The organism is Cyclobacterium qasimii M12-11B (genome assembly GCF_000427295.1).
Taxonomy (GTDB): Bacteria; Bacteroidota; Bacteroidia; order Cytophagales; family Cyclobacteriaceae; genus Cyclobacterium; species Cyclobacterium qasimii.
In genome coordinates this window covers 1-12,990 of record NZ_ATNM01000065.1, presented here as the reverse complement: position 1 = coordinate 12,990, position 12,990 = coordinate 1, and the positions used below count along the sequence as shown (strand labels likewise).

At 32.7% G+C, this 12,990-nt stretch carries 7 protein-coding genes and 2 pseudogenes; 6 read left to right on the top strand and 3 right to left on the bottom strand.

The annotated features are described in order from the left end of the window. Positions 1–106 precede the first annotated feature (106 nt). The gene (locus ADICYQ_RS06330; RefSeq protein WP_020891836.1) at positions 107–2,236 is read right to left on the bottom strand and encodes a T9SS type A sorting domain-containing protein; all 2,130 of its coding nucleotides are present in this window, start codon (positions 2,234–2,236) and stop codon (positions 107–109) included. Positions 2,237–2,421: 185 nt separating this feature from the next. Here ADICYQ_RS06330 and ADICYQ_RS06325 point away from each other — a divergent pair. The 5 genes and pseudogenes from ADICYQ_RS06325 (at position 2,422) to ADICYQ_RS27070 (ending at position 10,008) form a co-directional block, all read left to right on the top strand. Next, a pseudogene (locus ADICYQ_RS06325) lies at positions 2,422–3,714 on the top strand (UDP-N-acetylmuramoyl-tripeptide--D-alanyl-D-alanine ligase). Positions 3,715–4,571: 857 nt separating this feature from the next. Beyond that, on the top strand, positions 4,572–4,889 hold the full coding sequence (locus ADICYQ_RS06320; protein ID WP_020891831.1) for a helix-turn-helix domain-containing protein: 318 nt from the start codon (positions 4,572–4,574) through the stop codon (positions 4,887–4,889). A gap of 5 nt (positions 4,890–4,894) precedes the next feature. Then, positions 4,895–7,096, top strand: coding sequence for an Eco57I restriction-modification methylase domain-containing protein (locus tag ADICYQ_RS06315; RefSeq protein ID WP_020891830.1), 2,202 nt, complete (start codon positions 4,895–4,897; stop codon positions 7,094–7,096). An 885-nt stretch (positions 7,097–7,981) separates the two neighbouring features. Next, positions 7,982–9,199 carry an Eco57I restriction-modification methylase domain-containing protein gene (locus ADICYQ_RS06300; protein ID WP_020891828.1) on the top strand — a complete coding sequence of 406 codons (1,218 nt, stop codon included), beginning with the start codon at positions 7,982–7,984 and terminating at the stop codon, positions 9,197–9,199. Positions 9,200–9,375: 176 nt separating this feature from the next. Next, the gene (locus ADICYQ_RS27070; protein ID WP_152520467.1) at positions 9,376–10,008 is read left to right on the top strand and encodes a hypothetical protein; all 633 of its coding nucleotides are present in this window, start codon (positions 9,376–9,378) and stop codon (positions 10,006–10,008) included. On the opposite strand, the gene ADICYQ_RS06295 is transcribed toward ADICYQ_RS27070, so the two are convergent. Next, positions 9,949–11,181 (bottom strand): phospholipase D-like domain-containing protein, encoded by a 1,233-nt coding sequence (locus tag ADICYQ_RS06295; RefSeq protein WP_020891827.1) that lies wholly within the window; start codon positions 11,179–11,181, stop codon positions 9,949–9,951. The two genes, ADICYQ_RS27070 and ADICYQ_RS06295, sit on opposite strands and share 60 nt — an antisense overlap. A gap of 231 nt (positions 11,182–11,412) precedes the next feature. On the opposite strand from ADICYQ_RS06295, the gene ADICYQ_RS06290 reads away from it, so the two are divergent. Continuing rightward, complete coding sequence (locus tag ADICYQ_RS06290; RefSeq protein WP_020891826.1) at positions 11,413–12,489, top strand: DUF559 domain-containing protein; 1,077 nt, start codon at positions 11,413–11,415, stop codon at positions 12,487–12,489. A 266-nt stretch (positions 12,490–12,755) separates the two neighbouring features. Here the strand turns inward: ADICYQ_RS06290 and ADICYQ_RS28325 are convergent. Next, a pseudogene (locus ADICYQ_RS28325) lies at positions 12,756–12,990 on the bottom strand (IS91 family transposase); the annotation flags it as partial.

The window sequence follows — 12,990 nt, the reverse complement described above, 5'->3', positions numbered from 1 at the left end:
AGCCGACATAAATTCTAACTTTTAGCAATAAAATACCAATTTCCGAAAATCCCCCTTGATTAAGGGGGGATTCTTACGATAATTTTTTGAGTTAATGACTCCTCCATCAAGGACTAACGACTAACTTTCTATAATGCCTTTCATTGGCCTCATTGATAACTTCGACGAGGTACAAGCCTGGAGGTAATCCATAGCTATTAAGTAAGTTTTCCTGATTTTTTATCAGGACGATGTCCTTGTATATAAGTTTTCCCGAAGTACTGTAAAGGTTTAGCTTTGCGTCCCTATTGGTGATTAACTTAAACTCTTGTCCATTGGTAGGGTTCGGAAAGAGTAAGATTTCAGTAGTAGACCCGGGCTCGGAACCTCCATCGTCTAATTGGCTCAGGTATTCCAAACCACCGGCTCTGCTTCCAAGGATCAAATCAAAACCTTCTCCCAACAATTCCGGCACAAATGTTAGGGAGGTATTTCTGCCAAACCTGGTAGGGTCAAATGTTTGGTCATACAAATGAATAGCAACTTGAACCCTCTCGCTTTCCTGAAGAAAATCTTCAATCGCATACAAGATTCCCTGTTGGTTGATAGCCATTAACAAAGGAGATGCCCCTGATTTTACGGCAACGGATAGTGTTCTTGCGACAGGATTGTCTATAAAACCTAAAAAATCATTTTCCAATAAATCCACCTCAAATCCCTTGTCAATGTCCAAGGAATAAAGCAGTAACTCCCCGGTTTGTCTTGCCAAAAGCAGGTAGTCATTCGCTTGGTCGTGAAAAAGATGAACCTGATCCAAACCTCTCAAAACAAGCGAAGGGAGTATTATTTCATGGCGTTCTTCAGGACTGGCAACAGGCGCCACGTAAATTTTTTTATAAGGGACGTTTTCTTCATAAATGTCCCCTGCAATGATATGGAAAGATTGATTGTCTTTGGAAGTGTACCTTTGGTAATTGGGTTCTGTTAATTCGAGTTCACTAATATTGAGATAATCACTGGATGTGAGTACGGCTTTATTTGCTGTTATTTCATAAGCGAATATTCTCCCTTGTACATCGTCTCCTACCTTGGTATTGGCTGCGATGAAGAGTTCACCATTGGATTTATTTCCAATAAAAAAAGGCCTGGAATTTTCTCCAAATTCCAGCATATCCGGTTTTAAAAACAGTTCAGGGCTGGTATTTGGTCCTGGTGGGATACGGTACAGTGCTTTCGCAAAGTCTATTTTATAATTGTAAGAAGTGGCAGAAGAGTGGGAAGAAACAATCAAATCCTCTTCCAATACATAAGCCGCATGGAAAATAGGGAATTGAGGCAATTGACCAAATTGAGGGATGCTTGTACTGATAGAGGTGAAAACTGGTGCTATATCTGTCCCTTCATTGGCTAAGAAATACAGGCTGTTGCATTCATCCCTTCCCATAAGGAGGTCTTTGATACCATCCTGATTTAGGTCTTTGTATAGTAGGGAATGTCCACCGGAATGAAGGGTTTTCAACCTTTCTGCCTCCAGCCGGGCGTTACTTATGGGGCTTCCACCACATGTGAAACCAAAACTAATGTCACCACAATCACAAAACTCAAAATTCCCCCAATGATTTTGAGAAGCCTTGAATTGGTCAATGTCAGGACTGCCGTTGCGTTCCATGCTGGTGTTCTGGTAGTACTCCAAAAAATCTCCTGAGGCAAAATTAAAAGTTAGTACATCCAAATCCCCATCCTGGTCTAGGTCTTCAATTAGCGGAATGTCCAATATATTGGCCGTGAGGTTAGATCCATTTTCCAGGCGTAAAAAGCTTTGAGCGACTTCCCAAACTGGTATAGCACTGTCCTGAGGGGTAATGTTTTTGTAGGCCTTGATGCCAAACGGAGAGCCGGTAAACAAATCTTTTTTACCATCCCCATCAAAATCCACCAGGAGCAGAAATGCATTGACATCTTCAGGGAACAAATAACTTCCCCCCGGGAGAAAGCGATAGGCAGTACCATTTTTCTCAAAAACCTTTATGTTTCCTGAGTTGATGTCCCAAATTACCAATTCCTCTTCACCATTGTTGTTGCTGTCAAATTGCTGGAGTTGTGCCGCATTTATCCCGCCAGCAAATGGCATGGGAAGGACCTCACCATTTTCGTCCAATACCTCCAAATTTGTTTCGAAAGCAAAGTTGTATTGGGCCTTTGCAATATTATAAAAGAGGGTAAATAGTATAAGTAAGCGAATGGTTTTTGTCAACATAAGTGAAAATAATGAATTGGCTTCAAATCTCCTGTACTGGCAAAATTAAATTTTTGCGATTCATTTAGAAAGGTATTTTTCATCTTTAACGGCCATAATTGAAAACAGATGCATTACTTTTGTCTCTCATTTCAGCATTTAGATTACCTGTCTTAAGTTTGATCAAAGTAAACCATAAAACCACTATGGACAAAATAGCGCAATTGTACTCCCTTTTCCTTTCTTCAGCACGTGTGTCGACAGATACGCGTACCATTGCAGATGGAGACTTGTTTTTGCCTTAAAAGGGCCCTCTTTTGATGGGAACCAATATGCGCAAAAAGCCCTGGAAGCAGGTGCCAAAGCTGTTGTCGTCGATGATCCGGAAGTGGTGGAGAATGAAAGCTATTTTTTAGTAGAAGACGTTTTGGTGGCTTTGCAGCAATTGGCCATGCACCACCGTAAACAATTGTCCCTACCTGTCATAGGGCTTACAGGTTCCAATGGCAAGACCACCACCAAGGAATTATTGATAAGGGCTTTGTCTCCTAAGTACAAGGTGCAGGCCACTCAAGGCAATCTTAACAACCATATAGGGGTTCCGTTGACCCTATTGGGATTGAAGCCGGAAACTGAAATTGCCATAATAGAAATGGGGGCCAACAAGCAAGGGGACATCGATGAATTGTGTCGGATAGCCCTGCCTAGCCATGGGTTGATTACCAATATAGGCAAGGCCCATTTGGAAGGCATGGGAGGGACGGAAGGCGTATTGAAGACAAAAACAGAACTTTTTCAGTTTCTACTGGAAACGAATGGTCAGGTATTTATCAATTCGAGGCAAGAAATCTTTACCAATATGATCAAGAGATTCAAAAATCCTGTCCTGTTTCCTGGAAAGGCTGATTTTTGCCAGGTAGAATTCCTGAACGCATCACCTAATGTCTCCTTTAGCCTGCCTCCCGATGAGACAAACTATGTTTCCAACCTAATAGGGCATTATAACTTTGACAATATTGCTGCAGCCCTATGTGTGGCCAGTTTTTTTTGAGGTTCCTATGAAGGAAGCTGCGGCAGCCATTACTGCTTATGTTCCTGAAAACATGCGTTCTCAGGTCATCGAAAAAAGAAGCAACCTGATATTACTGGATGCCTACAATGCCAACCCTACCAGCATGGAAGCTGCGCTTGATGCATTTGGAAAGCTAAATAAGAGAAAGCATAAGATGGTAATCCTTGGCGACATGTATGAGTTGGGGGATTACAGCAAGGCTGAACATGAGCATTTGGGAGAACTTGTCAACAAAATGACCTTGGATAAAATCTGTTTTACAGGAAAAGACACCCAGTATGCCTTGTCAAAAGCACCCAAAGCCCTTTATTTTCCCGATCCTTTTTCCCTAAGGAACTGGCTACAGGACTCCAATTTGGAAGATTATCAAATTCTAATCAAAGGGAGTAGAGGCATGAAGTTGGAAGGATTGCTTGGTTTTATTTAGGGGGCTTTTGAGAAAACCTGGTGAATCTTATGTGCCACCGTTTTCTCAAAACCCTCAGGTGTATTCTGATCCTATTTTTACTAATTCGTGTTCTTTTCATCTTTACGTTTGGTTGGGTTTTTCACCTATTGACACAATACATAGGAGTATTTGTTATCACCAAGTACCGATAAGGAAAGGGGGTTACACTTCTTCTTAATCGAAGGGAGGAGCAACTGTAGCTGGGAAGGCAATGTGTTTCAGCCCGAAATAGGCAATAGACTTTCTATTCCGTGTTGAAGTCGCTTCAAAATCAGCCAAACAGCCTGTTTTCTTGCGATTACAACGCTTCCTGAGAAAGTTAAGGAAATCCTTTTACACAATCCGGGTTCAAAATAGTGACTTCAAACGATTTAGATAGTAGGGAAATCCTGAAATTTTGTATCTTGTGGTAACCAATTTTTTCAACCTTATGCGTAAGACCATTATTTTGAAAAATAATAGGCTTCAAAAGGGGTATTAAAAAGCTGGTTATTCCTCATCAGTACCACCTTCCTGAACAAACATTTGCATGAAAGGCTGAGGGATATAAGGTACACACATGCGCTACTTGGGCATCAAAGCAGTAGAGCGACAGAAATTATTTGCAGGTAAGTAACCGTGAAATTAAAGAGATCCGAAGCCCAATAGAGGACATGGGTATAAAAATATAATAGGAAGTAAAACTGCACCAAGTCAGCAATATAGGGTTATATTGTGCAATAAAACTGCGCATATAAACGAGTTACCTGCAAGCAAAAAAAAACACCCTAGTAACTTCCTAATTTAATATATTATTAGTATTTTTGACAAAACTTGACAAGTCAATAGTTAGCAAAATGGGTTTAAATAAATTAGAATTAGGGAAATATCTACGAGAGTTAAGAACTTTAAAGAGTGAAACTTTACATCAGGTTTCAAAAGGAACTGATATAGACTCTCCCCTTTTAAGTAAAATAGAAAGAAGTGAACGACTTCCAACTTCAGAACAAATAAAACGACTTGCAGAATATTACAAAATATCGGAAGAAAAATTAAAAATACAACACGTTGCTGAAAAAATATTGAAAGATTATGGTGCTAACGATATTACATTTAATGCTGTTAAACTAGTGAATGAACAATTGATAAATTATAATAAAAAGAATAAAAAATAATTATTTTGAAGCAAGACATAAAGAAAATAATTTCAAAATTTAATAGCCAATTAAATACAACTTGTGCAGAAATCTCTGTTTCAGATTTAAGTGTGTTTTTTTCTGTGTTGATTTCAAGTTTTATTCTTAAAAATAGAAAAACAAATATTCAATTAAATCAGATTCATTCTGATAATATATTATTGACTTTTAAAGACGAATTGCTAATAATTGAAGATAGATTTCCTGAACTTATTGAATCATTTAAAGAGACAAAAAAAAGCATTAATTCAAAATTACTTACTCCAACTATTAGTGATTTACAGTTAAGTTTTGAAAATGTAAATGAGGATATAATAGATATTATTTCTTGGTCTTTTCAATATTTAAAAAAGGAATTAACCAACAAAGCGTTTAAGAAGACTGGTCAGAATAACAATAAGATTGAAGATGCTGATTTGCTTTTAACAACCCAGTTTTTCACTGACAGTTATATGGTTAAATATTTAGTGGATGAAACAGTTTTAAGTATTAAACCTCAAGAACTCGAAGATATAGTTATAATTGACCCAGCGTCTGGAGGAGGCAATTTTCTGAATTATTCTTTTGAAAGATTATTTTATTTGTTTAAGTCTCACAAAAAAGATTGGACAGATAATGAAATTGTTGATTGGTTATTAAATAATGCAATAGTTGGTTATGATTTAGACTCCAATCTTTCAAAAATTGCCTCATTATCTTTATTCATTAATGCTTGTCAATATTCAATACCAGATAAGTCAGTATCAATTAATATTTTCGGAGGAAAAGAAAATGACAATTTAGGTTTTTTAAATACTAAAATCACTTCAAATTCAATTAATAGAGCAACAATAAACTCTAAACTAAAAAGGATTAATCAAGATAACCTTAAGAAAATATTTTTGACGAATCCACCTTTTATGGGTAAAAGAGATATGGATGTAACTCTTAAAAACTACTTGTTAAATAAATACCCAGAAAGTAAAGGAGACTTATGTGTTTCTTTTATTCAAAGAATTATGCAGATAATGAATCACAACGATATACTATCTATTGTAACTCAAAATAACTGGATGTATTTGTCTTCTTTAAAAGGGTTTAGAGAATTATTTTTAAAGGAAAACAGTTTAAGAGTTTGTGTAGATTTAGGAACCAATGCTTTTGAAGATATAAATGGAGAGAAAACTAATATAGCCTTGTGTGTCATAGAGAAATCAAATTCAAGTCCTACCTTATTTATTAATCTTAAGCATAAAAAAGGAAATGAAAAGAAGTTATTAGTTTCAAGTAATAATATGCCTGTAGAAGTTGTGTATACAGTCAATCAGAATGCGTTTTTAGATAATCAAAACTTTGAGTTTAACTACCAACTAACTGATAGATTTGAAACTATTAAAAAATTCAATTTGTATTCTGATTATGGTAACCCAATGCAAGGTACATCCACAGGAAATAATAAAGAATTCGTAAAGTATGCTTGGGAAGTAAATGGAAACTCTGACTGGAAACTTGTTAGTAAAGGTGGTGGTTTTAGTAAATGGGTTGGATTAAATTATTACAAAGTACTTTGGGGTGAAAACGCAGAATTTATTAAAGCTAATAAAGGAAGTGCTCTTCGTAATATAAATAAAATCCCTTCCACAGAGTTAGTATATAGTGATACTGGCACTCTAGGATTAAATGTAAGGATTTTAAAAAACAACCAAGTATTTATAGCTTCTGGTCCAGGAATTCAAGTGATTAAAGGCGACAAATTTGCTCATTTAGCATTTTTAAACTCTAGAGTTGCAACTTTTCTTTTAAAATTAATTAATCCAAAATTCACAATTAGTGCAGGTTACATTTCTAATATTCCTGTTGCTAAAAACATACTAGATTCTAAATATATATCTAATAAAAGTGAGTTATGTCTCAATTTAAAGGATGATTATTTAAAAAACAAACTACCGAATTTTGAATTTAATCACATCGATTATTTTACGATTAAAAAATTAGACAATTTTATTAATGAATGCATATTGAAAGATTTAGAGAATGATTTTCAGCGCTTATTGTTAGAATTTAAGATTGAAGATAGGATTCGAGGAGAATACAAATTTGGGAAAGAAGAATTGGCAGAAATGAAAAGGATGGTTGGAGAATCACCTTTTTATAATAAAAAACAAAAAGGAATTGTCGATTATAGAATTAGATTCATTTTTAAGTAATTGCATAGACATCAATTGCCTTTCAAGAAGTAAGACAATTAATGGATTTTCTATTGGAAGTGAAAGTATATTGGAAGAACTTTCATATATATATGATTTAAGTCCTAAAGTTATATATACGCATCTTGTTAATAATATTAAGCTATTGAAATCTACACAAGATAAATATTATAAAGATTTACTTCACAAATTGGTTCTTTTTGAGTTAGGAATTAATCATATTTCAGATTATTCAAAGAAGATAATTAATTTAAATGTTTAGTACAGACATTAAAACATAAANATTTTTTTCTAAAAATTTAAAAGACTTGAATAAGACAATCGCACTCATTGTTATTAAACACCATAAAACTAGTTTTTTGAATAAGCCTTTAGTATCAATATATAATGAATCTGTAATTGTTGGTCAAGAGTAATATGATTAAAGCATTAGAAATATTTTCAGCTATACTAAAGGAATATCTTTCCTTGAGATTTAACGGTTTTAAAAATATTAATCCTATTGAACTTAATAAAGAGAGATTTAGAATAAGAGCAGCATTTATAGCTGTAATTATATATTTAAAAACAATAATAGCAGAAAAAGTGAACTTGTTCTAGTTGAAGCAAACGAATGGCTAAAGCTTAATTTCCATAAAGAAAATTTCTTCTCTTCAATATTAAATGATATACCAGAAGATTTATCATCAATCATTGAAAGTAGTTTTGCGAATTTCAGCAGTATTGATGATGTTGATATTATTACATTATATGAAGATTTATTAAGTATTGAATCTTTTACTGGTGATATTGAAACAACGATTTCAAACGCCAAAAATTATAGAAATAAGTTAGGTAGTTACTATACTCCTAAAAGTTTAGCGAGGAAAATAACGCAAAGAACAATTGACACTTTTTTTTGAGCTTAATTATAATATTGAAAATCTTTCTAGCTCCAAAAAAACAGACATAAGTAAAGAGCTATTGGATGATTTAAAAGAAATAACATTTGCTGACTTTTCTTGTGGTGGTGGAATTTTTCTTTTAGAGGTCATTTCTTATTTTGTAACCCTTTTCGAGAAATCCAATTTAAATTCAACAGAAAAAGATGTGTTATTGGTTAACATTGCCAAAAACATTTATGCTTATGATGTAGATTGTATAGCACTCGAAGTTGCTAAAATACTTTTAACATTGAAGATTAATCAAACTTCAAGTTACAGTCTAATTAATTACAATTTCAGTCATTGCAATTTTCTATTGCATTCAGATTTTGAAGAATCTTCATTTGAAAAACAGAAAATATTTTCTAGTGGCTTTATATATCATAGTAAATTATCTGTTGATAATAAAAATTTAAAGAAAGTTGATGTTATACTCGGAAATCCTCCTTGGGAAAAAATTAGATTTGAAGAAAAGAAATTTTATGCACTTTATGATAATATAATTTCCAACGCACATTTTAAATCCTCAAGGACAAAAGAGATTAGAAAGTTAAAGGAGAAAAATATTGAATTAGCAGAATTTGCTAATTCATTTAAGGAGGAAATTAATTTAGCAAAGGCTAAATTAAAAAAAGATTCTTTTTTCAATTTATCGCATAAGGGAGAGCTTAATACTTATGCCTTGTTTACTGATGCAGCATATAAATTGAAAACTAAAAGAGGTGTCATAGGATTGGTTTTAAAAAGCAGTATTGTTACAAGTCAAGTCAATAAACTATTATTTAATACTCTTTCAAAAAGCAATTCTTTAATTGCAATTTATGACTTTATTAATCGAAAAAAAATATTCAATATTGATAGTAGAGAGAGATTTTGCTTTCTGTTATTAGGTAATTCAAAAACGAACTCATTTTCTGTTTCAATGAATCTATTAGATTGTGATGATTTAAATAAATCGAAATCTACTGTTATATTATCGAGTAGCGATTTATTTTTAATCAATCCTCTTACAGGAATGTTACCAAATTTTTCAAATAAAGATGAAATCAATTTTTTAATTAGAGTTTCAAAAAACAATCCTTATTTCGAAGATGTATATGATGATGTGAAATTCGGTCGAATAGTTCACTTCACAAGCCATTCGGCTTTTATTACTAAAATAAAACATCTGAAAATTTAGGAATATTTGAAGGAAAATTTTTCAATCAATTTGACAATAAGTATTCTGGCTTTAATGACGTTGATGATAAATTACGATATGGTAATAAATCATCATCCAGAATAATTAATGATTCTGAAAAAGAAGATATATTATTTTATCCCGAGTCGAGATATTTTATAAGTGAAAAAAAATGGATGGAACTTTCAAAAAATCATTCAGAAGATTATATGTTATGCTGGCGAAGTTTAACTTCTGCAACTAATACTAGGACTTGTATTGCAACTGTACTACCTTTTATACCAGCGTCTCAATCAGTTCAATTTTTAACAACTAATCAGTATGATTTGTTTTATTTAAATGGACTTTTTAATTCAGTAGTTTTTGATTTTATATTAAAGAAAAAAATAAATGGAATAGACTTAACACAAAACTTAATCAAACAAGTTCCTGTACCTAATAATCAACTATTAGATGAAAAATTAGAGCTTTATGATACAGTTCTTTCTGTTAAAAATCACATATCATTTTTAGTTTCATTATTATACAAAAATGACACAAAACTTGTGCAACTTGTAAATATTAATCAATACAGTAATTCAAACAATAATCTCTTAAATAGATTTGAAATAATTAGATATATTGATTTGCTATTTATTTATCTATATCGTCTAGGAAATAATGAAATACGACTTCTTTTAGGATCGTTTATTAAACAATATTCTGAAAATGATATAGAATGGTTTATAGAGAGTTATTCCAAACTTAAATCAAATAAATCCATAGGCTCTACCTGTATTTCCTCGACCCATTTTCCCCCAAACAGTTGAGTTTTCTATTAAGGTTTCCTTGTCATTTAAATCAAGTATTTCTAATTTATATATTTCATCTTGAATTTTAGTGAATAATAGAATTTTATATACAAAACCACCTTCTTGACCTAATTGCATCCTAGATATTGAAGTCAGTTTATCTCCATCATCTGTGACACCTTTTAATAATAATCTCCAATTACTATTTCCTAATCTATACTCAATAGGATTATCTTTATAAAGCTTACCACCTAATTTTATATCAATATGTTTTATAGTATCTATTTCATCAGGTACAATCCCAAAATATGCAACACTTCCTTGAATTATTTCATCATCTAGTTTTCCCTGCTTACTTAAATCAAGTTGATTCTTTGAGCCTCCTGTAACCTTGCCTGTTTCAATCCACATTGAACCAGTTTCCAATTCAATAATTTCTGAAGTTATGCTTTCTTCTTTATCTTCGTTAAAACATATTTCCTCTTTTGTTACAACCTTTTTATAACCTTTTGGAGGTCTTTTTGCTTTAAGTTTTCCAAATTTTTTGAGTAAAGAATCGTAAGCTGCTGAATCCTTTGAACCAAATTCTTTATTTACTTTATTCTGTTTTTTCCAATTAACAGCTTCTGGAAGGACAACTTTGCTGTCAATAAGAATTTTTAACAATTCTGGAGTTAATTTATTGCAACTTGGGTTTTCATCATTTAAAATTGTATTGTAATATTCATAAACTTCAGCTAGAAAATTATTCCCAGTTTCATCCTCTTCAATATTAAAACTTACAGATACCGAAGCTTCAATACTTTGAAAAAGTCCTCTTTTAGTGAAATTTGAAGAACCAATTATTGCTCTTGAATATTCATCACCTTCAAAAGTGTATATTTTTGGATGATAAATTATACTGTTAGGTGAAAATATTATGTAGGTTTCAATTCCTAATTCAATCAATTTTTCCAAGGCTTCTTTTGATGTGCTATTCAAATCTACACCTACATATAAGCAGACAGAACCGCCATTTCCTATAAACCCTGTTAATTCATCAATGATATTTTCAATGCCACTTTTACTTATAAAAGCAACGAAAGCCTTAAACGAAGTATATCTTTCATCATTTAAAGAATCAATCAAATAATCACCAGCTGCAATATCGTTTTCTGAATCTAATCCTTGACCAATAAATTTTAATTCCATTTAATTATATTTTTTGTAAATTTATATTAAATTTAATGATTATCATTGTTTATTGACAATCGAATCTAATAAAACAGCCAGCAGGTAACAAAATGTAAACGTAATTGCGGTTCTGTGCTTAATTTAAAGTTTATATCTTTGAACAAAGTTTAGTGATAAATTGAAAGTAAGTGCCTTGAAATCCGCAACTACGCTTACATCAAACGTTGAGGGTAATGCTAAAAGACGACTATGATAGCAAACAGACCAAAATATTTGGAAGAAAATTTAAAGTATTATAAGGAGTTTCCTATTGGCTTTAACCTGGATGCTGACTATCATAAATTGCCTCCATTGCTAAACTTAGACTTTCATACTTTAAATGGAATTTTACCATTGACTAAATCAAGGTTTGATTTTATCGGAAAAAACGGAAATGTAGAAGATCAAGAATCAACAGTAATATTCACTAATCCACTTCCAGAAGAATATGAATATTATGAAAGTATTGGAGCAACTGAATTTCAAGCAATTCAAATAGTAATGAACTTTCACACTTTAAAAGAAGAAAGGGACAAGGCTTTACGTGGAATACCATATAGTATTTCACTAGTTCCAATGGAGAAGAATAAGAAAATAGACACTTGGAATATTAATCTATTAAAACAATTTGACTTAGAAAAATTATGTCAAGAAGGTGGTTATGTTTATTCTGACTTCAATCCATTTCAAGGTTGGTATGACGGGTATGTTTCCCACTACAATGTATTTTCTAGCATCCCTAATAAAGGATATTCTGACTGTATCGGTTTTGTTTGGGGAATGTATTTTCTTTCACCAGTATTTGACAAAAAAGAAGTTCAAATAATAGAAAACCCAACATTTAGTAAGCAAATCAATGCAAAATACAGACGATTCAAGACTGATTTGTATTTTAAGCAATTTCAAGACACAAGACCGAGAAGAATATGGGGATGTGATTCTCCAATCGAATTATTTGTTTTACAAGGACTGAGCCTTAGAGAACTGTATCCTGAAATTCAGATGTGCTTTTATAAAAACAGAGAAATTTTTCCCAACTACTATCAAATGCAAGAAAATGAAATTTGGGTAGGACAAGAACAACTTATAACTTCTGCTGACTTCTATTTCCCTGAAAAAAAACTTGCTATATTTTGTGACGGAAAGGAATTTCACGATGAAATGAAAGACAAAGAAATAAGCAAGAAACTAAATGATATTGGTGTGGACGTTTTAAGATTTAGTGGAAAACAGATAAATGAAGACCTGACTTCTGTATTAGATGAAATTGAAAAACGAGCAAAATAAAAACACTACCCACAATAACTAAGCATTCTGACGGCTGGAACAGCCTAGTCTGAATGCAATGTTGAACGAAAGGGTGTTGGGAATTAGGATTACTATGGGGAATGGTTTTCCCTGTTTTATTTTTCAATGGTTGGAGGATGAAAAAGTTAGGTAGTTATAGGTTTTTCCTTTACGTTGTTTTGTTTTTTTAGTAGGCTAAAGTCACTTTTATGATGTTTTAAGCGTGATTATTAGGTGGTTTTTCCCTTTTGGACATACCTGTCCCATTAAGCTAACTGGCGCTTTTTATTTTGCTTTCTGATTTTCTTAAACCAGTTGGCTGGTGGCCCCCGTTGGTCAAAACATGCCACTGTATGCAGTTCCCCGGTTTTGCAACAAGGACACTTTCTGAGCAGGGAAGCAGGTTTTTCCCCAACTTCTATCACCACCTGACCGATTTGAAGGTCGATATTGACCTTATGTGTGGCCTTAAATGCACTGGCCAAGATGCCATAATGCCTG